Consider the following 26,047-nt stretch of genomic DNA (forward strand, 5'->3'; position numbering starts at 1 on the left):
TAAAACTCCTTTGTAGAAGACTTGTTTGTTTAAGGGAACAAAACAAGGGCAACAACTTCTACAATAGGAGTTTTTTGTTTCGTAAAGATACACAGAAACCGTATATGTAAATAAATGGTTTCTATGTATCTTTTTGTAATACGTGCTATGCCAGTGGGGCAGGAACCTTTTCGAAAGTCGCGTAATGCTATCAACTACAATCGTTTCTCCTTCTCTAGCTAATTCCTTGAATTTGTTGCTAAAGAGGATATGTTTTCATGTTTTAATTTTGCATACAAAAAAATAGAGGATAAACATTTTGACCACAAACTTAACCATTATAATTTCACTAAAGGCAAATAGAATGTTCTACCCCTTTAAAACCCGTGCTAAAATGGGAGATATGCACTCTTTTCATCTAGATGAAACTAGTAACTCCATCTGGACTTGGGAGAGGTCAGTTATTTTTAATGCGCTTCAAAGTTTCTTTTTAGTTTGAGGGATGTATTAGATTTGTTGCAGACAAAAAAAGTCATTAGAGATATTATGAATTTCTGGAGAAACATATCCATAGGCCTACAATTCTATATCATTTCTTAAATATGGACTAGGAAAAGTTATTCCATTACTAAAATCAAGTTACTGGTGGGATAAAAGTGTTTTTAAATGTACCTTATAAAATATTGCAAAACGAGTGGGAAGAAATATATGAGATTGTAAATGACATTGAAAAGAACATTTATATAAGTTCAAATATATCTTTAATTAAACTGAGACAAGCTGAAGAGTTAATACTAAGATATATTCTAAATTATGAGGGAGTAGGTATAAAAGACAATAAAAATTTAAAAGAAATTAATGACGTGTTGTTTATGCAAGAATTAATACCAAATAAATTCTTCAAGACATTAAGTGAGATAAGAATACTTGGTAACAAAGCTGTTCATGAGAACTATAAAAATCTTAATAAGACAATTGAATTGTTTGAATCCTTTTATGAATTTATTGTTTGGTTAGTAATTAAATATGGTGAAAATGATTATAGCCAATATCTTTTTGAAGAACAAGATATTAAATATCAGGTTATATTGGAAAATTATCTTAGTGAATCTAATAATAAATTCACATTGTATAATCTCGGAAATTTTTATGAAGAAGGGTTTAAAAGTGATGTGGATTATAAGAAAGCATTAGTTTTCTATGAAAAATCTGCCCAAAAAGATCACATAGATGCTCAATTTGAAACCGGTTATATATATCATCATGGACTTGCAGGAGATACTAACCTAGTGAAGGCTCTTGAATTATATAAAAAAGCTGGTAGTAAGGGGCATCTATTCGCCCAATATAATGCTGGGTTAATGTATGAAAATGGATTAGGTGTGGAGGAGGTTAATATTAAAGAAGCTTTGAAGTGGTATAAAAAAGCTTCAGAACAACAACTTTTAGTAAGTTATATTAAAATTGCCTCCATCTATCAAAGAGGGACTGGAAATCTTGAACCTGACCATAAACAGGCACTTTATTATTATAGTAACGCAGCTGAAAAGGGACATGCAATTGCTCAATATGAATTAGGGAATATATATAAACTAGGTTTAGGAGTGACCATAGACTATATTGTTGCTATAAATTGGTACAAGAAGGCATCAGAACAAGGGTATTCACATGCACAATTTATGTTAGGAACGATCTATGAAGAAGGATTAGGTGTAAGCCAGAATTTCATAGAATCAATTATATGGTATGAAAAGGCAGGAAGGCAAGGGCATGCAGAAGCACAATTTAGATTAGGGAAAATCTATGAGGAAGGACTAGGGGTGGGTCAAAATTACACACAGTCAATTGAATGGTATGAAAAGGCAGGAAGGCAAGAGCATGCGGAAGCACAATTTAGATTAGGGAAAATCTATGAGGAAGGACTAGGGGTGAGTCAAAATTACTCAAAGTCAATTGAGTGGTATGAAAGGGCAGGAAGGCAAGAACATGTAGAAGCACAATTTAGATTAGGGGAAATCTATGAGGAAGGACTAGGAGGGAACCAAAGCTACAAAGAAGCAATCAAGTGGTATGAAAGGGCAGGAAGAAAAGAGCATGTAGAAGCGCAGTACAAGTTAGGGATAATGTACGAAAAAGGGATAGGGGTTAATATTAACCATGTCCAAGCAATGTTTTGGTACAAACAAGTTGCGCAAAAAATAACAGTTCAAAAATGAACAAATATATGAGTCATTGGGTTCAAGGTCTTAAGGAGAATTGCGATAAAAATGGGAGGATTTTATAAAACTAATGAACATCCCCATGATAAAGAACTGCACACATATCACATTTCTATATGGGTAATGTAATGGGCTTTGTTATACAAGAATACTACCTAAATCAATTTATTTCCTTAAAACAAGGGAAAAGTATTATTGCTAAGATTTACATACCCAGAAGTATCCATTTTGGGGGCTTTTACAGATAAGGAAACCATAACGAATAATAAAGAAGAAAAAGATACCTGTCCCCCTTTAAACCAATGGGGGCAGGTACCTTTTCTTTGAAGTTCCTCGCAAGCCTTTGCTAATCCCACACCGTTTTGGATTAAGCTCGGCTTCTTTTTTTCTACAAATAGCGTATTCTACTTTTCTTTGTCTCGACTTCCGTGTATTTACTTAACTACTAAAATATCGTACGAAAACTATCCTAACATAGAGGATAACTTAATATTAATATTAGTTATTTCTTTAATAAAAGATGCGATAATTGGGTTATTGTTTTTTTTCCAAGTTACAAAGAAATCGTACTTAAAAGGATTGTTCTTGATCTTAACAAATTTTACATTTTTTTGGTTAGATAAATGCTTATATACATTAGGGATTATAGATACACCATAGTTTGCTTCGATTAGATTTAAGATAGCACTATAATTTAAAGGTTGCGAAGTGATTTTGGGTGAGAAACCATACTTATAACAGTTTTTTATTACTTCTTGGTAACCTAAGTTTGAAGCATCTTTATTTAACATAATGAAAGGTTCTTCTTTTATATCATGCAAAGAAATCATTTCTTTACATGCTAAAGGGTGTTGTGATGAAACAACTATAGAGCACTGATCACTTGCGATTTTCTGGTAGTAATAATTTTTTTCCCATTCATTTGATTTATTTGTAATCGAAAATATAATGTCTAATTCATCATTTTTAAATTTATTTTCTAAAGGCTCAGGCATGAATTCGTTCATCTCAATTTGAATTTGAGGGTGATTACTAATGTAATTCATTACTAAGTTAGAAATAAACAAACTTGCATATGAGGGCAGATATCCAACTCTTAGTACTTGAACATTTGTATTTATTTTATGTCTATACTTATTTCTAATCGTGTCATAGCTATCAATTAATAATTTTGCTTCCAATAGAAATTCTTCACCAATAGAGGTTAGCTTGACACTTCGTTTGTTTCGAAGGAAAAGTTGCGCACCAATATCACTTTCCAACTTTGCTATATGTTGACTAAGGGTCGATTGTGATATATACAAACTATCAGCCGCATTAGTAAAATTCAAATGATCTGCTAGGGTCACAAAGTAATGTAATTGTTTAAACTCCATCAAACCTCTCCTTCCTTAGAAAATATAATCACAATGTTGGATTTATCATTTTTTAATAACTGTAATTAAGGTTAATGGAAGTCCTGAACCGGATAGTTTCACTCAACCAGCCCCATATCTGTTACCCTTCAGATTACGGAAGAAGGTGATCCAAGATTCTTTAAATTATCAAGAAATTAAAGGGAAAGTAAACGGATCCAAACTTTACAAGCTTTCGTACTTATGAGAGTATATTAATTGGTAAAAATATGGTAAATGAGAGTGAATTTTATGAAGATTCCAGGTTATAGAAGTAGAAAACCTTGGAAGATGGGGTGTGCTACGTTTATATATGGGTTTATTTTCTTGGTAATCATTATCGCGATTATTGACCCATCAACGGAAGAAGAGAACGCAATAGAGGAAACTGAAGATGAGTTAGTAGAAGAAGTTGAAGACGATACTGAGCCCGAAGAAGAAGCAATTGACGAACCGGAAGAGACCGAAGAAATAGAAGAGGTCGAACTAACTGACGAAGAATTAGCACAACAAATAGTTCTCGATAATCTTGGTGAAGAAACGAATATGGGCCTACAATCAATTGAATCTATCGCTGTTAATGATTACGCCAATGATCCGGATAAGAAAGTCATTTTGATGACTCTAAATGCTAGTGATAATTTTTCTTCTAATATGATAAGGACCGGAATTTATATCGATACACTAGATATAACAGAGGAATTAAACGAAGCTTTTGACGTTAGAGAATTAGCGTTTCGGTGGCAGTTCCCGTTGGTCGATCAGTACGGTAATGAAAATCAAGGCGAAATAATGCGTATCAATCTGTATGATGAGACGCTAGAAAAGATTAATTTCGAAAACTTCTTACATGGTAATTTACCGGATGTGGCCGATGAGTATTGGGAGCATCCTTCGTTTACTAACTAAGTCCTGCTTCGGTAGGGCTTTTTTCTTTGAGCATAGAAAAAATCGGTTAATCGATAGTTAAAGAGTACGCTTATTTTAGTGCCTATCTTTTATTTTCTTGTGAAAATCCGATTTCGCTGGGTAATGACATTTAGTAAGGGGGTTTTCAAATTTCGAAGGTATGGCACACGTTAAGCTGTGCTTACGTGCACTGGGGGCCAGGCCCCTTTTTTAAGTAAGTAATCATGTGGATTTTTTATAGGGGCTTTCTAGAAGTTTCGCGACTTTTTGGAGCCTGTATTTCATAACTACTTCAAAAAATAAAGAGAATAATTTTTTATTTTATCTCAAAATTAAATATCTTGTCAATAATAAATTGTGGTATTTTGGAAAAAATGGTATAATAATTTTTCAATTGTTTTTTTTGGTCGTATTCAGAATTCGCCTGTTTTTTTGCAGATAGAATTATGAATGCGTTTTTTAATATCCTTTTTTAAATTAAACAGTTGTGTGAGCTTTAAAGGTAAGTTAGGTGAATTTACTATTCAATAGTAACCAAGTTTTTGTTCTACAAGGAGGACTAGAATAATGGATCTAATCAATAAGAAAGTTACACACAAGCGTTTTGGCATTGGTAGTATAGTTAAACATAATGATTCTAGTATCGAAATACATTTCGCATCGGAAATTAAAAAGTTTGTCTACCCAGATGTATTTGAAAAGCACCTAATACTACATGATAAAAGTGTTGCTGATTCACTTGAAAAAATTATACAAAGAAAGGAAATGGAACGAAAGGAGGAAGAATGGAAGAAGGAAGAGGAAAAGAAACTACAACAAAAAAAGCACGCACTTCGCCTGGAGCATGAAAAACTTATGAAAAATCATAAACTTCATCCCGAATCACAAATGGTTTTTTGGTGTGACAACGAAGAACAGAATCGTTCTCTTTCAGAGTGGAAGGTTTTTTCAGGTGTAATAAAAAGTGGTAATAACAAGGGGAAGCCAAACAAACCCATCCGCTTGCACCAAAATAGCGCTGTCCTGTTAACAACAATAGATTCTGGTATGCCTGAAAAAGAAAGACGTATCTTAGGTGTCTATATGGTGAATGAAGATTTTATTGGAAAGCTTTGTGAAGATGGAGATATACCTGCTCATTCAAAATACAGACTGCAGCTTACAGAACAGGAATCTGATCAGGTGCTTTTCTGGAGATATTATGCAAATGAGAGATCCCCCCAGAAGATGACATGGAATACAGGTAAATACCGTTATTTTGATAATTTATGGATGGCTCAGATTTTATATGATATAGTTTCGTTGAAGAGTGATCCAGAGGAACGAGAGCTGGCACAACAATTTTTTGAACATTTTTGTAAAATGAATCAGATAACAGATCAAGAGTTACCAGAGCCTAATGGTACATTAATGCGTATTTAGACGTAAGCACCATTGGGAGCAAGCAGGGAGATTCAAGGGGAGTGTAAAAAGGGCATTTTTCCCTTTTTTACTACCTGTTTTTTCACCAGTCTAAAACCATCCTGGTGCGTCCCGACTTTAAGCACAGTTTGCCTTTCTGAATCCTATCTGTTATTCTAAGGAAGAATTATTTTTGTTCGATCTGCAGGAACGAATAAGTGTTAAACTTTTCGCCTTTGATAACTGAACAACTATAGTAATAAAATGGTGGACGTAATCCACCACAGGAGGAAACAAACATGCAAGAAGGTACAGTAAAATGGTTTAACGCAGAAAAAGGATTCGGTTTCATCGAAATTGAAGGTGGAGATGATGTATTCGTACATTTCTCAGCTATCCAAGGCGAAGGATTTAAATCTTTAGACGAAGGTCAAAAAGTTACATTTGACACTGAGCAAGGTCAACGTGGACCTCAAGCTGTTAATGTAAACAAAGCATAATTGAGAAGGGACTCTAGATTAGAGTCCTTTTTTTATGCAAACAAACCATACAAAAAAGGCTGACTAATGAATGCCTACCCGTTTAACAACCGATATATAAACCTTATGGTAAAGTCTATACTCTCGAATTGACGGATTTGGCATTTTACATAGTCAGCCTCGGGCAAACATGATACAGGTGGAAAAATGGTTAGATGAAGCATAACACACAATGCCTAGAATACCTAATGTTTATCACAATTGATTGGAATAGCCCTCTCTGATAATCGATAAAATGAACGGTATCTTAATTAAGGCGATTGAAGATGGCATTTCAAACCTAAAATGTAATGTAGGTATTATCGTATTATGGTTGATTAAAGTTTTGGTAAAGGTTGATATTTTACTGAATGGGCATAGATAAATAATGAAAATAGCTAATATTTAAAGAGGAAGTGAACTTTCGTGATAAATATAACGATTCCAACACCGAATGTTACGATTACCAAACAGGATAATCCAGAGCTAAGTAATATCTATGGATTTACTGATTTTCATCTGATCCCCAGAGATAAGGGTGGTATTTTTATGTTTTATAATGACAAGAAGGAGTTATTGTTCGTCGGTAAAGCAAGGAAGTTAAGACAAAGAATCAAAAAACATTTTGAGGATACTGTATCACCAATCAAAATGCATAGAGATGAAGTTACTAAAATCGATGTTTGTGTGATCGAAGGCCCTGTACATAGAGAAATCTATGAGACGTTTATTATTAATGAACTTAGGGCGAAGTACAATGTAGATAAAGTGTTCTTTAAGTGAAATACTGAAATGAAAAAGCGACAGGTGCAGCTTGGTTAGGCTGTACCTGTTGCTTTTTTTCCTACGGGTAGCAAGAGGACAGCCGGGAAAAGGTTCCTGCCCCCCGGCACTTTAGGAGAATTGCGTGAGGACATTCGAAATGCAGCTGTCAAATTGGTGGGAAATAATTTGTATGAAAATGCGGGTACCGTTGAATTTATTGTCGATCAGGATGAGGAAGCATTTTATTTCCTTGAAATAAATACAAGAATTCAAGTGGAGCATCCGGTGACAGAAACGACAACGGGCGTAGACTTAATTGAGCAGCAAATCAATGTCGCTAACGGTGAAAAGCTACAGCTTGCTCAATCTGAAATTAATTTCTTAGGTCACTCAATTGAGCCGAATTAATGCAGAATCGTTGGAGGAAGGCTTCCGGCAAGGACTTATAACGAAATGGGAAATGCCACAAGGTCTGGGATAAGGGTGGATACACATTACTACCAAGGGTATACCGTCACGATTTTTTATGATTCGATGATTGCAAAGTTGATTGTTCATAGTCATGATAGGCCACACGCTATTAGTAGAATGGTGACAACGCTTATGAATTAGTACAAAGATTCCATTTTTAAAGCAAGTGTTGAAAGATGAAGATATCTCCAGTGGGCATGTAAACACAAGGTTATTGGAAAAGATCTTGGCAGGAAGATGGTGCAATGTAATGTCGGAAAAGAAGATAAGGTCTATTCTTAAGAGAAGATTAGTAATAGTGAATTTAGGAATAATTAACAATTGGACGTCCAATGAGGACGTCTATTTAATTGGGAGAAGGATTCTGAAGTTATGAAAAAAATTCTTGAAACCCCGTTGTATAGTACTCTTACCCTGTTTTTCATAGGTTTAAAAACATGTGGTAAATAAACAAAATAAAAAATTCAGAAAATTTTAAATATACTGTTGACTAAAGGTTATAAACATTATAATATTTAGGTAAGGTAGTTAATTCATTATAAACATTATAATGTTTCGAGGGGATTTAGTTATTTCAAGTATTTATTAACGAATGGGAGGTAAGATTGAATGACAAAAATTCGTTTAGGAGCAGCTACAGGATTTTATGGGGATACAATCGGACCTGCAGTTCAAGGGGTAAAGGAAGGAAATTTAGACTATTTGTGTTTTGATGCGTTAGCGGAGCTCACCATGGCCATTTTACAAAAGGATAGGCAAAAGAATCCAGAATGGGGCTACGCAAAAGATTTAGAACCGTTTATGCGTCAATTACTTCCATTGTGTGCAGAAAAAGGGGTCAAGATAATGACCAATTCAGGTGGTGTAAACCCTGTTGGAGCAAAAAAAGTAGTCGATCAGATAGTAAAAGAACTAGGATTAGATTTGAAAGTGGCTGTGGTTACAGGTGATGATTTAATGAGTAAACTAAGTATTCTAGAAGAACGAGATCTATTGTCTAATATGCAAAATGGCCAAAAATTTAATTTGAAAGATCATCAAGTATCTTTTGCTAACGCTTACATAGGTGCTAGACCTTTGGTTGAGGCGCTTACAAAAGGTGCTGATATTGTGATCTCTGGTAGAACAACTGATGCAGCTCAGTTTGCTGCACCCTTAATATATGAGTTTGGTTGGGGTTGGGATGATTGGGATCGGTTAGCACGTGCGATGACGTTAGGCCATCTTATGGAGTGTTCTGCTCAATCAGTTGGTGGTAATTTTAGTGGAGATTGGCAATCTATTGATTTAATAAACATTGGGTATCCAATTGCGGAAGTGGATGAATCAGGGGAAGCTATTATGACAAAAACACCGAATTCTGGTGGTTTAGTGAGCAAGGATACACTCAAAGAACAGTTGCTATACGAAGTACATGATCCATACAATTATATTCTTCCAGATGTAATTGTTAATATCGCAGACACTCAATTCGAAGAAATTGGAAAGGATGTAGTTCGTGTATATGGGACAACTGGGAAACCTGCACCGGATTCTTATAAAGCTCTCATTGGTTATGCAAATGGGTATATAGGAGAAGCAACTATTGGTTATAGTTGGCCAGATGCGCTGGAAAAAGCAAAGAGGGCATCTGAAATACTAGTTGCACACATGAAGCGTGATAACGTTGAATATGATGATATTCATATTTCTTATATAGGACACAATTCTCTCCATGGCCCTTTGGTAGATACTAATCAAGACTTGAATGAAGTAGATTTAAGAATTGCAATTCATACAAAAACTAAGGAAGATGCCACTAGATTGGGAAGGTTAGTTCCACCATTAGGATTAAATGGGCCCCCATTCTCAGGAGGGATGAGTGGTATGAAGAGGCCAAGAGCGCTCTTGGGAATTTGTCCTATCTTAGTTGATAAAGAAATAGTTGATAACAATATTAGAGTAGAGGTGGTATAAATGAAAGTTTTATTAAAAGATATAGTTCAAGTTCGGTGTGGAGATAAAGGCAATGACTCGGACATCAATGTATTTGCGCCTAATGAACAAATATATGAAGAGTTGAAGAAGCGATTAACTACTAATCGTATTAAAGACTATTATGGAGAACTAGTACAAGGGGAAGTGATCAGATATGAAGTACCTAATGTATTGGCCTTAAAGTTTCACCTTAAAGAAGCACTTGGAGGTGGTGGGTCATCTTCACTAAGAAGAGATAACTTAGGGAAAACTATGGGATCCGCTTTATTACGGATGGAAGTAGAAATTTCAAAAGAGATCATGAACAATAACAAAGTAAAAGATCTAAATTAAACGTCCGGTTAATTAAGTCAGAATATTTTGAATTTAATTTAAAAAACATAAAAGAGGTGTCTACATGGGTGATAACACAGTAACTACAACAATCCATAGAGATGGATTCGTGATGTCTGATGAACTAAAAATGTTAAAAAGTACAGTTAGATCCTTTATACAAAATGAAGTTATTCCTATAGAAGAAGAAATGGACTACGATGAATACGAATTACCAAAGGAAAAATTGTTAGAATTACAATCTAAAGCCAAAAAAGCAGGTTTATGGTGTTTAGGTGTTCCTGAAGAATACGGTGGTGCGAATCTAAGTTTATTTGCTAGAGCTGTGGTTACAGAAGAGGCTTCGGGACATCGTTGGGGAGCGTATCAACCGGCACTGGGGGCATTTGGAAATGAACCACCATATATTCTATATGAAGGAACTAAGGACCAAATTGAAAGATATGTGATTCCAACAGTAGAAGGCAAGCGACATGCTTTCATAGCTATCACTGAACCAAGTGGAGGAGCAGATCCCGCACGTTCCATTCGGACTAGAGCGGTCAAAAAGGGTGATCGTTGGATCTTGAATGGCCAAAAAGTATTTATTTCAATGGTAGAAAGATCTGATTATGGAATAGTGTTCGCACGGACTAGCGAAGGAAGGAATGGAATTACAGCATTTATAGTTGATAGAGATACGCCTGGTTTTAGTTACCGAATGACTCCAGTTATTCGCTCTTGGTCACCAAATGAAGTGTTTTTAGAGGATGTAGAAGTACCAGAGGAAAATGTTCTTGGAGAAGTAGGTCATGGTTTTAAATTTGCTCAAAAATGGTTGATTAATAATCGCATTCCTTACTCTGCTGGATGTATTGGTATAGCGGCTGCTGCTCTCCGTAAAGCTGTTGAATATGCAAATATTCGAGAAACGTTTAAGAGCAAATTAGCTGATAAACAGGCGATTCAATGGATGATTGCAGACTCGGAAATTGAATTAAGAGCAGCTCGTATGTTGGTTTATGATGCGGCTTGGAAAGCGGATCAAGGAAAAGATGCTCGTTTTGAAGTTTCTGCAGCCAAATTATATGCGACAGAGACAGCAGGAAGAGTGATTGATAGGGTTATTCAAATTTTTGGTGGTATGGGAGTGAGTAAAGAATTTCCATTTGAGAGATGGTATAGGGAAATGAGAATTAAACGAATTGGAGAAGGACCTTCGGAAGTTCATCGCATGGTTGTAGCTAGAGATTTGCTTAGTGGAAAAGTAAAGTTGTAGTAAATGTTCCTATTATAAATTCTTACCAAATAGGGAGGTAAAAAAAATGGCCCAGGCACTTGAAGATCTTCTTGTTCTTGATCTAGGACAAATTTACAATGGACCATACTGTTCGTTACTGTTGGCCTTTCAGGGGGCTAAAGTAATCAAGATAGAATCATTGGATGGTGAAGTGCTTAGAAAACGCCGGGATGAACCCCATGAATTCTTCATGTTTAATTCTAATAAGTTGGGAGTTTCACTTAATTTGAAAGGAGAAGAAGGAAAAGATTTGTTTATACAGATGGTAAAAAAAGCTGATGTGATAGTTGAAAATTTTGCCCCTGGGGTTATGAGCCGTTTGGGTCTGGACTACGATGTGCTAAAAGAGGTAAATCCACGTCTGATTTATGCAACGGGGAAAGGTTATGGGCTAGAAGGGCCGTATGCGGAATTTCCCGCCATGGACTTAACTGTTCAAGCAATGAGTGGGGTGATGGCTGCTACTGGGTATCCTGACGGTCCCCCATTAAAATCAGGTCCTGCATTTGCTGATATCTCAGGAGGAATCCATCTTTTTGGTGGGATTATGACAGCCCTCTATCAACGAGAAAAAACAGGGAAAGGACAGATGGTTGAAGTATCTATGCATGATGCCATGTACCCTGCTTTAGCATCCCCACTTGCCGCTTATTATGATGTTGAACCAAAAGTACCAGAACGGACTGGGAACAAACATAGTGGTCTAGGAGAAGCTCCTTATAATGTTTATGAAACAAAGGATGGCTATGTAGCTATACTTTGTATGTCAGAGAAACATTGGGAAAACTTCCTTCGATATCTAGGAAAAGAGGAATTAAAAACAGATCCCCGTTTTCGATCGAAGCAGGAGCGTGCTCGAAATATGGATATGTTAGACGAGATTATAGCAAGCTTTATGTTATCGAAGGAGAAAGTAGACATAGTTCACAACTTGACGCAATTTCAAGTTCCATGTGCTCCTGTTATGTCTATTTCGGAAGTAGCCGATGATCCTCATCTGAAATTCAGAAATATGATTCGGGAAGTTGACCATCCTGAACGAGGGAAAATTAGGGTGCCTGGTTCTCCTATTCGATTATCTGAATCGGAGTTAGAAGAAGTACGCCTATCCCCAAAGCTAGGTGAACATACAGATCAAGTGTTATCAGATTTACTAGATTTAAGTCCAGATCAGTTGCAAGTATTACGAGAAAAACAAGCAATCGGAGGGTATGTATGTCAACCAAAATTGAACAATTAGCAGAATATTTTTCAACCTTGGTAGGAACAAAAAAGCAGAAGTCACTTGGTCAAATAACTCCTTTGCTTATTCAACGATATGCACTAGCTGTTGGAGATGATAATCCACTATATCATGACAAGGAATTTGCAAAAGAGCAAGGGTATACCGATGTCATTGCTCCTCCCAATCTACTTGCTTCCGTAATTGAATGGGGAGTGGGTCTAAAGGAGGAAAATTTACATCGAGATGGTATGCCACAAGAAGGTTTTTTACCAAAAGAGTTTCAAGGCATCAAAATCATGGGTGGAGGGGAAGAAAAAGAGTTTCTACGCCCGGTGGTTGCAGGGACAAATGTTACCCTCACTTCTGAAGTCACGGATACTTTTACTAAGACAGGAAAAAAAGGTTTGGTCGCTTTCTTAGTAGAAACGAACACATATCAAGACGAGAATGAAAATACACTCAGTGTTTGTAAGCGTACAATAATGGCTCGTTAGCAGATATTTTAAAGGAGGTAATTCGATGGAACTTCAGTCTTCTGTTTCTTTAGACCCTACGTATTTTGAAGATGTTCATGTAGGTGATGAACTTCCCAAATTGGTGAAAACACCTACACATTTACAATTATTTCGATATAGTGCTATTACCTGGAATACGCATAGGATTCACTATGATCAAAGCTATGCTAGCGAAGAAGGCTATCCGGATATCTTAGTCCAATCTCATTTGCATGGCGCGTTTTTAACACAATTATGTACAGATTGGATGGGCGATAAGGGTGAATTGAAAAGCATGGAGCTTAGTGTGAGGCGTTATGCTGTCCCTGGAGACACTCTGACCTGCCAAGGTAAAGTTATAAAAAAAGAGGTGAAGAATGGAGAAGGCCTTGTATTTGTGGAGATTGAAGAAGTTAATCAAAAAGGAGATGTTTGTGTACCAGGTACAGCAGTTATAAAACTTCCATTTAAATAGGATATAATGGAGTTGTTAAGGGATTGTTTCTGTTTGAAGCATTCCCTTACAAGTACATTAGATAGGAGTGGGGCATGTGGTCGTCAACAAATATAATACAGAAAGATCCCATTTGAAAGTATCCCATATGATCGCAGAAGAATTAAGAAACATGATTTTTGAAGGTAAATACCCCTCGAATACTCGTTTTTTGTCGGAACGTGAAATTCTTGAGAAATGGTCATGCAGTCGAGCGACAGCACGTGAAGCGCTATTATTGTTAGAGTTTGAAGGACTAATTTTATCCAAGCCAGGAGTAGGAGGAGGGGTTTTTGTACGTGAACCAAATACTACATCAGTTACCCGCTCCTTTTCTTCTTTGATTAGTTTAAACAACATCAATCCAGTTGAATTAATGGAAACACAAATTGAATTAGAGGCGCTTTGTGCTGGATTAGCAGCATTACGAGCAACACCGGAAGATATTGACTACATTATGGAGACGAAGCAAGATTGTGAAATTGCATTAAGGGAAGGGCAAGGTAACGAAGAGGAGAAAAATGTGGAGTTTCATTTGGCTATTGCAATGGCGTCTCAAAATCGCTTTCTATTAATGTTAATGAAAGTAATAGAACCATTCATTTACGAAGTTACACGCAGATCTGAAATAACTAACGATCAGTTTGAGGATGTGATTTATGCACACCAGAAAATAGTTGATGCGATTGTTGCACAAGATGAAAAAGCCGCAGTACGCAGGATGAGATCTCATATAGAGGAATTTACAAAAGTTTCGTCTTTTCAGCAAAATTCAGATGAAAGGTAATGATTCATGTGTTCCATCCCTTTAATTAAAAACAATGAAAAAGTAATGGAATACAATAGGTAACCAAAAATTAAGTATTTAAATCTATCCTTGGCTGAATTATTTTCTGCCTTCTTTAAATCAAGAAGTGAAAATCAATTTTTATGTTGAAAATTCAAAAGACTAACTGGGATAAATAGGGGCAAGTGAAACATAGGGTTTTTAAAGTGGAATTATTATATAAGTGCGAAAGTTGAGTAAATGAGGCATAGTCTTTTGAAGGGAGAGTTTTCTTTGCAAAGTGTAGAAGTGAAACAGCCAGAAGAGGGTAATGATAGTGAATATAATAGTAAATATCGCGTTTTTCCAAAATACGGAGAATTTATACTGTCTACTTTGATGCTTGTTTATGCACTCTACTTTGTATACGCTGCAGGTTTTAGAGGTTTGCCAGGAATTGAACATCGCTCAATCTACTTAACAGGAGGATTGGTCTTTGCATTACTTTTAGTTCCGATCTCTTCTCGGTTAATAAAGAGTCGGTGGGCACTAGTGGTCGATATGTCACTCGCTGCTATCGCGATTACTACGGGGGCATACGTATTCTCTACATTTCAAACTTACAATGATAGAGTAGGTCTACCTCCAACATTCCTAGATGTATTCATGGGTATTCTTGCTTTTTGTATCTTGTTTGAGGTGTCACGAAGGTTGATCGGGTGGGGATTTACAAGTGTAGTAGCCCTGTTTGTGATATATGCTTTATTTGGCCCTTGGTTTCCTGAGCCTTTTACTCATATAGGGTATGATATCCCCCAATTCATGGCTACATTCTTTTTGACAACAAATGGTCCATTCGGTTCGATTACTGGAATAGCAGCCGAGTATATCTTTATTTTTCTGATGTTTGCTGCTTATATTCGATATTCTGGAACGTCCGAGACTATTCATGATTTGGGTATGATTTTGTTAGGGAAAGTGCGTGGTGGTGCTGGTAAAATTGCAGTGGTGGCTAGTGCTATAGTTGGGATGATGACTGGAAGTAGTATGGCAAATGTAGCAAGTTCGGGAGCTTTTACCATCCCCATGATGAGACGAACCGGGTATAGTCGCGTTTTTGCTGGAGGAGTCGAAGCATGCAGTAGCTTAGGATCCCAAATCATGCCCCCAATAATGGGAAGTTCGGTTTTTATCATGATGGAAATACTAGGTATGTCATACTGGGAGATAGCAAAAGCTTGCCTACTTCTTGGAATTCTTTTCTTCTTAAGTCTGTTTTTTATGATAGATTTTGAGGCCGCTAAAGAGAATTTGCGTGGAGTCAAAGCTGAGGAAATTCCTAAAATTTGGCCTACAATAAAAAATGGGTGGTTTCATGTTATACCAATAATTGTTCTTATATACATGCTTGCTGTTGCAGGTGTCTCCCCTGCTAGAGCTGGATTTTGGGGAGTTATAACATGTATTATCGTATTTTTAATTTTTAATCGATCTACCAAAGGCATAGTGCAAAAAATTAACCGTATTAGGGAGATTATGGTACTTGGTGTTCGTGATTCGTTAATTATTGCAAGTGTAGTGGGATTGGCAAGCTTAATAGGTGGAATTGTTATGGTGAGTGGTTTTGGTCTCCATATGTCAAATATCATGGTCAATCTTTCCAATGGGAATTTATTCATACTATTGGTTATAACAGCTGTAGTAGCCATACTTCTTGGTACTGGTGTACCAATATTAGTAGCGTATTCTATATTAGCTATCACTGTAGCTCCTGCTCTCATTAGTATGGATGTTAATCCTTTAGCAGCCCATTTATTTATCTTCTACTTTGGAGCTATAGCAGCAATTTCCCCCCCAGCAGCTCCAGATGCTTTTGTGGCCTCAGGGATTGCCGGAGCACCACCGTTTAAGATTGCTTGGAGTTCTATGAAGATAGCAAATGTCTTGTATGTTTTACCATTCTTTTTCGTATACAATGACGTCCTATTGTTAAATGGAACAGTCAGCGAAATTTTTATTGCCTTTGTCACCGCAGGCGTGGGGGTTTACTGTTTGGCTAGTGCATTACAAGGAATGATCTTGTATAAGACATCAATTTGTTGGTGGGAACGTTTAGCTATTTTTGTAAGCGGTATCATTTTAGTTATACCGGTTCCCGTCCTCAGTTTTATAGGTCTGTTGATAATAGCGTTTGTTCATATTGCGCATTTCATTAAAAATAAAAATGCGCAAGTTACTACAACTAAAGGTACACAAAATATATCATAGTATTGGGGGGATAAGCATCTAGTTGGGCAACACTTAAGAATAAAAGGACTGGAAAACAAATGCGCAAGTGACAACAACGATTCACACGGACGAACCTAAAGGAATCAAAGTGACATTCAAAAGATTAAGGGGGAAAACAAATGAAAATAAGTAACTTTTGGTTAACATGTTGTTTAATCATCGTTTTAGCACTTGTCGCGATAGGGTGTAGCCAGCAATCATCAGAGGTATCATCAAATGAGCCTTTAAATGAGACTACAAATGGAGTTGCAGATAAATCCTCTTTCTTACTTGGCACTGCAGCGCAGGGTGGCACCTATTTTATTGTTGGAAGTGGATTAGCCAATGTTATTAACAATCATGCTTCTGATATAAGAATCACTGCTCAAGCTACAGGTGGGTCTCTAGAAAACACACGGAGGGTTAGCAGCGGTGACATGGATTTAGGACTAGTGAGCTCTTCAGATGTAGCTTCATCAATTGATGATGGGACAGCTGATCCGTCTCAATTGAAACTTATGGCCGCTGGTCATACAAATAATATTTACTTGGTTGTTCGCGAAGATTCAGGTATTACAAGTATTGAGGAGCTTTTTGTTGAAGGAAATCGTATTGGTGTAGGTCCGCCGGGGAGTGGCCTAAGATTTGAAGCCAATGTTCTGCTATCTACCTTCGGTTTAACTATTGAAGATATTGATGCAGCTGAATTAGATCAATCTGAACAAGTCAGTGCTTTAAGAGATGGAACAATTGATGGGGCTATATTAGCTGGAGGAGTTCCAACACCGTCCATTTCAGACCTTGTCACTACAACGGACATACGTATACTTCCAATAACAGAGGACTATGTTGAAGAAATACGAAAGTCTAAACCTGATATCTACTCAACTGAGGTTCCAGAAGGAGTTTATAAAGGGGTGGATGAAAGTGTACCAATGTTCGGTCATTCAACTTATGTCCTAGTTCGCTCAGATCTGCCCGAGGAAAAGGTTTATGAAATGCTTAAAGCAATGCATGAGAACACTAGTGAAATCGAAGAAGTTCATATCAGTGGGGCAGAATACAATATAGATAACGCCTTCATGGGAGTAGATTACTTGGTGAACGAATTAGGTGTGGAATATCATCAAGGCGCAATAAGATGGTATGAAGAAAACGACGTGTGGCCTGATGAATTTCAATAAAAAACAGGACGTCCAGATGTTAATTGGTAATCTATTACGTACCTCTTCTAGATCAGCATCTGTAAAAAACTAGATATACAAAATATGGGCTCATGTGGCTTAGGTCATAAGGTGCTAAAGTCATAGTCGGGTTTGGCAATGAGCTCTGTGGGCATGACTCCCAAGTCAGGAAGCCAGTATGACAAGAACAATTGGCTTTTGCGAAGGAGGATCATGCCCACCTCTTATTGTAATGCCTCGAGACTATCAACCGTACCACAGTAACAGCAAAGAGGTAGTATATGCATAAAACAAATTATCCTTTTTATATGAAAACTAAGTTGTTAGTCCTAGTTTTCATTCATCGTGGTGTTTGCTAAAACATGGGGTTTTGAACAAACGAGAGAGGATGGAGTAAACAAATGACAATCCTATCTGATATAACAGTGATCGATATGACTGAGGGGGTTGCTGGCCCTTACGCTTCAACCATTTTAGGTGATATGGGAGCTCAAGTGATTAAAGTTGAACGACCTGAAGGTGATTGGGGGAGGAATTTCGCCAAAACACGAGAAGGCACAGAAGGATTAAACCCCCAATTCATAGCTCTAAATCGAAACAAGCGTGACTTAAGTTTGGATCTTCGTACTAATAAAGCACGTGAAATTTTGAACCAACTCTTAAAAAAAGCTGATGTTATTATTTCAAACTACCGACCAGGAGTTATGGAGCGTCTTGGATTTGGCTATGAAAGTTGTTGTGAGGTTAACCCTACTATTACCTATTGTACTATATCAGCTTTTGGTCAAAAAGGTGAGTATTCTCAGTTGCCCGGTAGTGATACGGTTTTACAATCTATTAGTGGCATGATGAATCTGATTGGAGAAAGTAGTGGACCACCATTACGTGTTGCTTTTCCTTTAATTGATATTGCTGCTGCTAACAATGCTGTTCAGGCAATACTCTTATCTTTATATGCCAAAAAGGAAGGAAAAGAAGGAGCAAATATTGATATAAGCCTTATGAATGCCTCATTAGGTTTAATGACAACTTTATTTTCGGAGTATTTAATCAAAAATACATTACCTGAACGACACGGAAATCAAAATCCGTCACTATCACCAGCTGGTTCATTTAAAACTGCAGATGGCAAGTATATAACTATCGCGGTTTTAAGAGAGTCTCATTGGAAAAAGTTTTGTGCAGCGATTGAACAACCCGAATTAGAACATGATAATCGATATAATAACAATATGAAGCGATTAGAAAATCGGGAAGAATTAAATAAATTATTGGATTCGGTCTTTTTGAAAAAAACTTCATCAGAATGGATCAAGAAGCTACAAATCTCGGATATATTGTGTGCACCGTTAAATGACTTTGAAGACATTGCTCATGATAATCATTTTAAATCAACTATCCCATTGACTGATATTAATCTGCCATCAGGAAGTGTGAAGGCAATGGGCAGTCCGATATTATATAATGGCAAGTTTTTTCCTACTAATGTTCCACCACCAAAAAAAGGTGAACACAATACAGAAGTTCTTTTGGAATTGGGGTATTCGGAGACTCAGATAAATGAGTTTATTAATAATGGTTATGTTGTTGAGGGTTGAAACGAAAAATTTCTTATAAAGATTTTAGAGAACGAGGAATTAAAAAAGTAATAATGGAGATATGATGGATGAAGTTTACGCTGAAGTGAATAGATAGAGGGGGTGCTTGAAGTGCAGCCCCTATCGGTTACCGAAGATGTTTTTTATTTAAAGGTGAACAAAGCTACATCTTTTGAATATATTATCTACAGTCAGTACTCAACATATTTGGAACATCGAAGCTAATGCAGCTGTCTTTTACAATTATTTTATACTTTTTAGTAAGCAGGCCAGCAGTCTTATGACGAAAAACTGAATAAAAGCAGGTGGAAGCGAATCACCTACTTAATGAATTTACACATCCAAATCATTTAACACCAAATTATACACACTCTTGACATAAAGCTTATTAAAGCAGTACTAAAAAACGTATTTCGCTCTCGACCACCAGTACCATACATACTCAATGCGGCCAAACGTTTTTTGCATTTTGTGGAAGGCGTTTTTTTTTACTTTGTTAGATTTGTCATTGGATAAATGATTACGACCAATGCTAGATCCTTCAAAATACGTGTATAGTGGCTGTGCTTACGTGTTGATAAGAAAGAGCGTTTAGGGAATAGCGCATTTTTGATAATAATTCATAACGAAAGAGATGGTCCTTCCCTCTCCTGTTGATGTTAAAGATTACAATTAGAATCTTTTACTAAACATTTTATACCCCCCTCACACTTCTTTCCCCATATTAAAGAACCCAAGTCATCCAAATTGCGTAAAAAACTAAAGCCATTTTTCCATGCAAAACACATGCCTAGCTATAATATATGAACAGAAAATCATATCATTTCAAAAACGGGATAAACTGAAAAAGAATCAAGAAAGGAGATGTGAAATATGACCAAAAAATACAATAAAGGCAGCCGTAATCAAAATGCACCAGAATTACATGGCAAAGAACCAGTTAGTGGCGATAACAATAAAGGGAAAAAAAAGAGGTAAAGGTTGAACGGCGAAAGCAAATAGGTTTTGCAATTTGGATTGGAGTGAAATCTAAATATATATTTCATCACTTTTTAGCATCAAGGGGGAGTGACTATTCACTCCCCCAATAACGAATAAATTTTTTATTAAAAAGTAATTTTTTTAAAATTCTCCTATCAAAAATCAACATATCTTTATATATAAAGTATGAAGACATACATACGATAGGAGGATCTTCATATGGCTAAATTCCGTATGATTCAAACAGGGTTTTGGAATGACCCGAAAGTGATGGAGGAGATGACACCGGAGGATAAGTTCTTTTTCATGTATCTTCTTACCAATCCACAAGTGACTCAAATTGGCGTCTACCGGATTACGAAGAAACAAGTGGCTTTTGAAACAGGCTTTTCCGTTGAAACGGTGCAGTTGTTATTCGAGCGCTTTTTGCACCAGCATAGGCTCATTCGTTACAATGCTGAAACGAGGGAGCTTGCGATCAAGAACTGGGGCAAGCATAACCTCGGGCGTGGGGGCAAACCAATGCTTGATTGTATTCGGAAGGAACTAGAGGACGTCAAGGATCGATCTCTTGTTGAATATGTTGGACAAGCCGTCACCAATGAGTCGATTCGAGACCTTTACGCATCCTTTTACCCAGAAAATGACGTTACGTCGACGTTACGTGGACAAGAAGAAGAAAAAGAAGAAGAACAAGAACAAGAAAAACAACAAGAACCATACGCCGTCGTATTCAGGTTTTACGAAGAAAACATTGGAGTGCTGAATCCATTTATCGCAGAGTCGATTGCCTTATGGGTAGAAGAGCTAAGTCCAGAAGTTGTGATGCTTGCGATAAAAAAAGCTTTGATGAAGCAAAAAAGGTGGGATTATGCAGAAGGAATTTTAAAAAAATGGTCGAATAATAACGTAAAGACCATCCAAGACATTCAAGCCACCGAAACCCACTTAAAGAAGCGACAAACGAAAACATCCCCAACGGATCTACTTGAACGCGTGAAACGAGGTGATTTTTCATGACAAATGAAGAAGCAGCCGAAGTTCTCCTAACGATCCACGAAGTCTATCCATCCTATGAAATCACAGAACGGAAAATGAAAATCCTTGTCCCAGCCTTACTGCAAATGGATCTTGCTGGGGTCATGAAACGGTTGAATGAATACATCATCACCAACTCTTGGCCACCAACGATTTCAGATATTGCCTCTTATCCACTTCAGGAAAACGAAGTGTTAAGAAAAACGCAGGAGTATGAAAAACGTGCTGCTGAGAATCCCCCAACGAAAGAGCAAATCGAAGAATTCCAGGCTCGCTTCAAGCAGCTTACATTAACGGAGGCAGAAGATGAGTGAGCATCCATCCGTTGCCGAACAAGCTGTTATTGGAGCCATCCTCCTTGATCCTGAACTGATCAAAGAATGCAGTCTACAGGAAGAACATTTCTACGAAGCCCGCCATAAAATCATTTTTCAAGCAATGCGAGCATTAGAACAGTCCGAAACGCCTCCTGATATCGTAGCTGTCGTTACCATGTTACAAGAAGTCCTCGAATCAATTGGGGGAGTGGCGTACCTTTCTGATCTGATGAATGCCGTCGCCACAACAAGCAACTTCAAGCACTACGAAGAATTGACCTTCGAACATGTTAGAAGACGCTCAGCACTAAAGCTTACTGAACAATTTCACCATGAAGTAAATGATGAGACGATATCTACTCTGATCACGGAGCTCCAACAGATACAGGGGCTGACGATTAAGAAACAACACCGGACGAAAATGGAGATCCTTGCTGATGTCGTCGAAACGTTGCACGAACCGACCGAAGATCTCAGGGGAAGACCAAGTGGCATTATCGATCTCGATAAAATGACGGGAGGCTGGCAAAAGCAGGACCTGATCATTATCGCTGCAAGACCTTCTGTCGGAAAAACGGCGTTTGCCTTGCACATGGGTGCTGCTAACTGCCAAAGGGGAGGAGTGACGACTTTCTTTTCCCTCGAGATGGCAGATAAACAACTGGCGATGAGGTGGATTAACGCAGAAGGGCAGATTGACGGGATGAAATGGAAAAACCCGACACGTTTCTTTTCAGCTAGCGATTATCATCAAGCCGTAAACGCCATCGGAACGATTGAAAAGTGGGATATGGAAATCATCGATAACCCGAGTATCAAAGTGTCTGAAATGCGTTCTAAATTAAGCGAAATCAAACGCAAGTACCCGAACCGAGACCATCTTGTAATCATTGATTACCTCCAGCTCATTCAGCCCTCTAGCAAACGAGGAGAAAACCGCCAACAAGAAGTGTCAGACATCTCACGTTCCCTAAAAGCAATGGCAAGAGAGCTCGATGTCCCGATTATCGCCCTTTCGCAGTTATCAAGGAAGGTTGAATCACGCCAAGTGAAACGGCCAATGATGTCGGACATCCGAGAATCAGGCAGCATTGAGCAGGATGCAGATATTGTTGCCTTTTTATACCGCGATGATTATTACGATCATGAAACGGACCAACAAAACAAAATTGAAATCATTGTCGCAAAGCAACGGAATGGACCAGTTGGGACGGTGGAGGTCTTATTTGAGAAGGAATATGGGAGGTTTGTGAATTTAGCAAAAACATAGTTGTTGGAAAAGGGAAAAGAACTCGAAAGCCCACTGAAAAAAGGAAAAAGCACTCTTTTTCAGTGGACAAAAAAAGGAGGCCACACATGGGAGAAGTTCAGCAATTAAAAGTAGCGTACGATCTGTCACTGTTGAAAAAGCAAGTTCAAAAATACCAGTTTGAGAAAGAATTACTAATAAGAGAGAACAAGTTGCTGAAGCAGCAGCTTCGGATGTTGAAGTGGAGGTCTGGGAGGAAGGAGTGAGGGGAAGGAGGGGAGCATGGATATCACTGGAACCGTCCCCTTGCGTTACGTAATTCAAATAAAATTAATTCTTTTTCTTTGAATTAGCGCCAACTATACCCCCAACTATGCCACCTATCAACGCAATTGCAATTGCAACCCAAGTCCAAAAACTCATATAACGCACCCCTGTCAATAAATATTACATTAAATTCTTATTAAATTATCCTGCTTTTTAGTTTAACATTAATTCCCTTTTTATTGACGAGGAAAAAGAGCATTCCTTGTTGAAGGAATGCTCTACGTTACTTCAAGAGGACAAAGGCGATAACCTTTATTCAGCTATCACCCCTGTTTAGCTCAATAACTTATTGCTCTTAGTCTATTTTCTTTATCTTACTTGCTTCTGCTTGACCAGGCAAAGAAGTTTCCACCTCTCCTGAAATGATAACTGAAACTTTATCCCCTTGGTTTAAATCATATGCTTTTACATACGTTAAATAAATGAGATTAGGAACGGTTTCTAACGAAAATAGTTCTTCCATTGAAAGGTCTTTCATTTCGTTATATTCTTCAAGAGAAATGTTATCAGCAAATAGAACTCGTTCATTTTCGACTTTCAAGATATAACCTTGTATTTCTATTTTTTCTCCACCAATTCCACATCCAACAACGACCAACGTTAACAACATCATAAAAATAATACTCTTAATCTTTTTCAAATAAATCATCCAATCTTTGATTTCATTTCACCCAAATAAACATCGCAACATTCCTGCCCGTTACTTCAATATCAGTAGAAACCGTCATAACAACAGCTCCTCAACAAATGCTTCCGTTAGCACAACAAGATTTAGGTTTCATATTTTTTAGATTTAAATTTTAGAATTCGTTCTGTAATTAATCCTATTAATATACCAACACCGATTGGTAAGAAAGAAATTTCAGTATATGAGGGAGAAACTTTAAACATTAAAAATTTCAAATCAGCTATAATGCCTATTGTAAACAGTAATATCATCGTACCAAATGAAGCTATTAATGGAATCCAAAAGGGGTTACTCATAACTCAACCTCCTATTCAATTGCTAAATTAATGCTATCCGTTTGTTGAATACGGTATATACATGTCACTTAACACCCACTGCCATTGGTTGTTATCGTATATTAAAAATTCTGTCCTTTCATTATCTTCATTTTTTATTGAATAGACGACAAAGGTTTTGCCACTAAATTTGTTTTTTACCTTAAATAACAATGTATTTTGTTCAAGAATACGCTTTTGTTTTTCATTAATAGAAATACTGACTAAAACTAAGATAATGACACCAATCATAATTATAAATGCCAAAATTAAATCAACCCTTTCTAAAAAAATATTCATGTAAAGCAACCCGTTTACTTAAGTACGGTATTTCACAAATCCTACTATATTTCACTTGAAATCTCCTCGCCTAATATCCATTTTTTCATTCTACCATGAGTATATTTGACAAAAAAGTGACCACATTTTTAAAAGAAAGTGAACAATGTGTTAAAGTCATCAAAATCCCTTTTAGTGAGGAGAGATAACATTTAACATATAACTATATAAAAAAGTTTTTAAAAATGTAGGGGGCAAGAAAATGAAAAAATTTAAAGGTTTATTAGTATTGTCAATGGCGGCTTTTGTTTTAGCAGCTTGTGGTGGGGACGAAACAACTGCAGAACCAGATACGTCGACAACGGAAGAAACTACAGAGGAAAATACTGCAGAAGAAACAGACGCTTCAGCAGATGAAGCAGTTGAAGAAGGTCAAGTATTCACACTGGAAGAACTTAGTGAGTATAATGGGCAAGATGGAAACCCTGCTTATGTAGCGGTTGACGGAGTCGTTTACGATGTTTCAGATATTGGAGCATGGGAAGGTGGAGAACACTTTAATGGAGTAATGGCTGGTGAAGACAACTCAGACCAAATTGCAGCATCTCCACACGGCGCTTCTGTATTGGAAGACTTACCAATCATCGGTACACTTGAATAACAATAAAACTAAACACCTAGTTACGATTCAAATAATCGTAACTAGGTGTCTTTGTTTAGAGGCGGTGGGAGAGTCTTATTGACATCAGAGTGTTGGTCTATAGTCTTGAGTTTTGGAGAAGTTCGTTAACACAATAAGCATTGGGGCTGCAACTGACAACTTTTAGTTCGCGCTCTAGCTACCCGTTTGTTTAAGTACATTTGAAACCAACAGTTATCCAAAGTGATTATGAAACCACCAAACAATAAGAATGATACTTACTATTCCCCAAGCTGTGGCACTCACTATCCACCAAATTACGGATTTAGCTTTTGTTGAATTTTCCTCGCTTGCCATATTTGCTTTTATAAAAGCGAGCTTACTTTCCATACTATTTTTCAAAGAAACGAGAACAACAAATCCGATTATGATGAAACTAATAGTTATCAAAAGTAATAAGTCCACTTTTTATACCTCCTATGTGCATTTCATTCCTTGCAATCTTCCAATTTTTTTTCAAGAATACGCTTTTGTTTTTGATTAATAGAAATACTGACTAAAACTAATATAATGACACCAATCATAATAGTAAAAGGCAAAATTTAATCAATGCTTCCAAAAAACTATTCATGTAAAGCTCTCGTTAGTGAAACTATTTATTACTCGCTGTAAATATTTTTTGAGACAGAAAGTAAGACAAAGTTGCGACTAATAAAGTTCCCAAAAATGGAATTATTGAAGTCTGTCCAAACACCACTTCTTGACTCACATTATTGTTATTTGAGGATAAATCTGGAGTGTAAAGAGTTGTCAGGAGCAAGCCTGATGAAATCTGAAATACTATATATAACAAAACAAAACTTAAAATAAATACAACATATTTTTTCAACCTTCTCACTCCCTTTTACTTTTCTACGAAACAACTTTGAAATAGGTTTCAC

The 26,047-nt window shown here is 36.9% G+C and carries 28 protein-coding genes; 22 read left to right on the top strand and 6 right to left on the bottom strand.

The window, feature by feature from the left end; all coding sequences use genetic code 11:
• Nucleotides 1-635: 635 nt before the first annotated feature.
• Entirely contained in the window at nucleotides 636-2,195 is a 1,560-nt protein-coding gene (locus AC1FXZ_RS14765; RefSeq protein ID WP_480054945.1) for an SEL1-like repeat protein, read from the top strand.
• Nucleotides 2,196-2,662: 467 nt separating this feature from the next.
• Here AC1FXZ_RS14765 and AC1FXZ_RS14770 read toward each other — a convergent pair whose 3' ends face one another.
• Nucleotides 2,663-3,574: a LysR family transcriptional regulator gene (locus AC1FXZ_RS14770; RefSeq protein WP_480054947.1), complete on the bottom strand. Its 912-nt coding sequence runs from the start codon at nucleotides 3,572-3,574 to the stop codon at nucleotides 2,663-2,665.
• 270 nt (nucleotides 3,575-3,844) lie between these two features.
• On the opposite strand from AC1FXZ_RS14770, the gene AC1FXZ_RS14775 reads away from it, so the two are divergent.
• The 20 genes from AC1FXZ_RS14775 (at nucleotide 3,845) to AC1FXZ_RS14870 (ending at nucleotide 23,124) form a co-directional block, all read left to right on the top strand.
• On the top strand, nucleotides 3,845-4,501 hold the full coding sequence (locus tag AC1FXZ_RS14775; protein WP_480054949.1) for a hypothetical protein: 657 nt from the start codon (nucleotides 3,845-3,847) through the stop codon (nucleotides 4,499-4,501).
• Between the two features lie 567 nt (nucleotides 4,502-5,068).
• Nucleotides 5,069-5,923, top strand: a complete 855-nt coding sequence (locus tag AC1FXZ_RS14780) for a malate synthase (RefSeq protein WP_480054951.1) — start codon at nucleotides 5,069-5,071, stop codon at nucleotides 5,921-5,923.
• A gap of 278 nt (nucleotides 5,924-6,201) precedes the next feature.
• Nucleotides 6,202-6,402: a cold-shock protein gene (locus tag AC1FXZ_RS14785; RefSeq protein ID WP_480054953.1), complete on the top strand. Its 201-nt coding sequence runs from the start codon at nucleotides 6,202-6,204 to the stop codon at nucleotides 6,400-6,402.
• A gap of 444 nt (nucleotides 6,403-6,846) precedes the next feature.
• On the top strand, nucleotides 6,847-7,203 hold the full coding sequence (locus tag AC1FXZ_RS14790; RefSeq protein WP_480054955.1) for a nucleotide excision repair endonuclease: 357 nt from the start codon (nucleotides 6,847-6,849) through the stop codon (nucleotides 7,201-7,203).
• 120 nt (nucleotides 7,204-7,323) lie between these two features.
• Nucleotides 7,324-7,593, top strand: coding sequence for an ATP-binding protein (locus AC1FXZ_RS14795; RefSeq protein ID WP_480054957.1), 270 nt, complete (start codon nucleotides 7,324-7,326; stop codon nucleotides 7,591-7,593).
• 45 nt (nucleotides 7,594-7,638) lie between these two features.
• Nucleotides 7,639-7,797 (top strand): hypothetical protein, encoded by a 159-nt coding sequence (locus AC1FXZ_RS14800; RefSeq protein WP_480054959.1) that lies wholly within the window; start codon nucleotides 7,639-7,641, stop codon nucleotides 7,795-7,797.
• A gap of 468 nt (nucleotides 7,798-8,265) precedes the next feature.
• Nucleotides 8,266-9,612, top strand: a complete 1,347-nt coding sequence (locus tag AC1FXZ_RS14805; RefSeq protein ID WP_480054961.1) for an acyclic terpene utilization AtuA family protein — start codon at nucleotides 8,266-8,268, stop codon at nucleotides 9,610-9,612.
• Nucleotides 9,613-9,966, top strand: coding sequence for an AtuA-related protein (locus AC1FXZ_RS14810; RefSeq protein WP_480054963.1), 354 nt, complete (start codon nucleotides 9,613-9,615; stop codon nucleotides 9,964-9,966). It begins immediately after the preceding gene.
• Nucleotides 9,967-10,030: 64 nt separating this feature from the next.
• Complete coding sequence (locus AC1FXZ_RS14815; RefSeq protein WP_480054965.1) at nucleotides 10,031-11,224, top strand: acyl-CoA dehydrogenase family protein; 1,194 nt, start codon at nucleotides 10,031-10,033, stop codon at nucleotides 11,222-11,224.
• A gap of 46 nt (nucleotides 11,225-11,270) precedes the next feature.
• Complete coding sequence (locus tag AC1FXZ_RS14820) at nucleotides 11,271-12,485, top strand: CaiB/BaiF CoA transferase family protein (protein ID WP_480054967.1); 1,215 nt, start codon at nucleotides 11,271-11,273, stop codon at nucleotides 12,483-12,485.
• Complete coding sequence (locus tag AC1FXZ_RS14825) at nucleotides 12,461-12,964, top strand: MaoC family dehydratase (RefSeq protein WP_480054969.1); 504 nt, start codon at nucleotides 12,461-12,463, stop codon at nucleotides 12,962-12,964. The genes AC1FXZ_RS14820 and AC1FXZ_RS14825 overlap by 25 nt, the downstream gene beginning before the upstream one ends.
• Before the next feature lie 25 nt (nucleotides 12,965-12,989).
• A complete protein-coding gene (locus AC1FXZ_RS14830; protein WP_480054971.1) occupies nucleotides 12,990-13,439 on the top strand; it encodes a hotdog family protein in 450 nt (149 codons plus the stop codon).
• Nucleotides 13,440-13,515: 76 nt separating this feature from the next.
• Nucleotides 13,516-14,244 carry a FadR/GntR family transcriptional regulator gene (locus AC1FXZ_RS14835; RefSeq protein ID WP_480054973.1) on the top strand — a complete coding sequence of 243 codons (729 nt, stop codon included), beginning with the start codon at nucleotides 13,516-13,518 and terminating at the stop codon, nucleotides 14,242-14,244.
• 273 nt (nucleotides 14,245-14,517) lie between these two features.
• Complete coding sequence (locus AC1FXZ_RS14840; protein ID WP_480054975.1) at nucleotides 14,518-16,491, top strand: TRAP transporter permease; 1,974 nt, start codon at nucleotides 14,518-14,520, stop codon at nucleotides 16,489-16,491.
• Nucleotides 16,492-16,631: 140 nt separating this feature from the next.
• Nucleotides 16,632-17,675, top strand: a complete 1,044-nt coding sequence (locus AC1FXZ_RS14845) for a TAXI family TRAP transporter solute-binding subunit (RefSeq protein ID WP_480054977.1) — start codon at nucleotides 16,632-16,634, stop codon at nucleotides 17,673-17,675.
• Between the two features lie 401 nt (nucleotides 17,676-18,076).
• Nucleotides 18,077-19,273 carry a CaiB/BaiF CoA transferase family protein gene (locus AC1FXZ_RS14850; RefSeq protein ID WP_480054979.1) on the top strand — a complete coding sequence of 399 codons (1,197 nt, stop codon included), beginning with the start codon at nucleotides 18,077-18,079 and terminating at the stop codon, nucleotides 19,271-19,273.
• Between the two features lie 1,200 nt (nucleotides 19,274-20,473).
• On the top strand, nucleotides 20,474-21,274 hold the full coding sequence (locus AC1FXZ_RS14855) for a DnaD domain-containing protein (RefSeq protein WP_480054981.1): 801 nt from the start codon (nucleotides 20,474-20,476) through the stop codon (nucleotides 21,272-21,274).
• Nucleotides 21,271-21,606, top strand: a complete 336-nt coding sequence (locus AC1FXZ_RS14860) for a hypothetical protein (protein WP_480054983.1) — start codon at nucleotides 21,271-21,273, stop codon at nucleotides 21,604-21,606. Before AC1FXZ_RS14855 ends, AC1FXZ_RS14860 begins: the two co-directional genes overlap by 4 nt.
• Complete coding sequence (gene dnaB, locus AC1FXZ_RS14865; protein ID WP_480054985.1) at nucleotides 21,599-22,879, top strand: replicative DNA helicase; 1,281 nt, start codon at nucleotides 21,599-21,601, stop codon at nucleotides 22,877-22,879. The genes AC1FXZ_RS14860 and dnaB overlap by 8 nt, the downstream gene beginning before the upstream one ends.
• A gap of 86 nt (nucleotides 22,880-22,965) precedes the next feature.
• On the top strand, nucleotides 22,966-23,124 hold the full coding sequence (locus AC1FXZ_RS14870; protein ID WP_480054987.1) for a hypothetical protein: 159 nt from the start codon (nucleotides 22,966-22,968) through the stop codon (nucleotides 23,122-23,124).
• A gap of 356 nt (nucleotides 23,125-23,480) precedes the next feature.
• Here AC1FXZ_RS14870 and AC1FXZ_RS14875 read toward each other — a convergent pair whose 3' ends face one another.
• The 3 genes from AC1FXZ_RS14875 to AC1FXZ_RS14885 form a co-directional block, all read right to left on the bottom strand.
• Nucleotides 23,481-23,825, bottom strand: a complete 345-nt coding sequence (locus AC1FXZ_RS14875) for a DUF3221 domain-containing protein (protein WP_480054989.1) — start codon at nucleotides 23,823-23,825, stop codon at nucleotides 23,481-23,483.
• A gap of 131 nt (nucleotides 23,826-23,956) precedes the next feature.
• Nucleotides 23,957-24,169 (bottom strand): ATPase, encoded by a 213-nt coding sequence (locus AC1FXZ_RS14880; protein ID WP_480054991.1) that lies wholly within the window; start codon nucleotides 24,167-24,169, stop codon nucleotides 23,957-23,959.
• A gap of 33 nt (nucleotides 24,170-24,202) precedes the next feature.
• Entirely contained in the window at nucleotides 24,203-24,454 is a 252-nt protein-coding gene (locus AC1FXZ_RS14885; RefSeq protein ID WP_480054993.1) for a hypothetical protein, read from the bottom strand.
• A gap of 274 nt (nucleotides 24,455-24,728) precedes the next feature.
• On the opposite strand from AC1FXZ_RS14885, the gene AC1FXZ_RS14890 reads away from it, so the two are divergent.
• Nucleotides 24,729-25,127, top strand: a complete 399-nt coding sequence (locus AC1FXZ_RS14890; RefSeq protein WP_480054995.1) for a cytochrome b5 domain-containing protein — start codon at nucleotides 24,729-24,731, stop codon at nucleotides 25,125-25,127.
• A gap of 213 nt (nucleotides 25,128-25,340) precedes the next feature.
• Here the strand turns inward: AC1FXZ_RS14890 and AC1FXZ_RS14895 are convergent, their stop codons facing one another.
• On the bottom strand, nucleotides 25,341-25,571 hold the full coding sequence (locus AC1FXZ_RS14895; protein ID WP_480054997.1) for a hypothetical protein: 231 nt from the start codon (nucleotides 25,569-25,571) through the stop codon (nucleotides 25,341-25,343).
• A gap of 187 nt (nucleotides 25,572-25,758) precedes the next feature.
• Nucleotides 25,759-25,995 carry a hypothetical protein gene (locus tag AC1FXZ_RS14900; protein WP_480054999.1) on the bottom strand — a complete coding sequence of 79 codons (237 nt, stop codon included), beginning with the start codon at nucleotides 25,993-25,995 and terminating at the stop codon, nucleotides 25,759-25,761.
• Nucleotides 25,996-26,047: the final 52 nt, after the last annotated feature.

The sequence above is a fragment of the Halalkalibacter sp. HAAS-P014 genome (assembly GCF_056619965.1).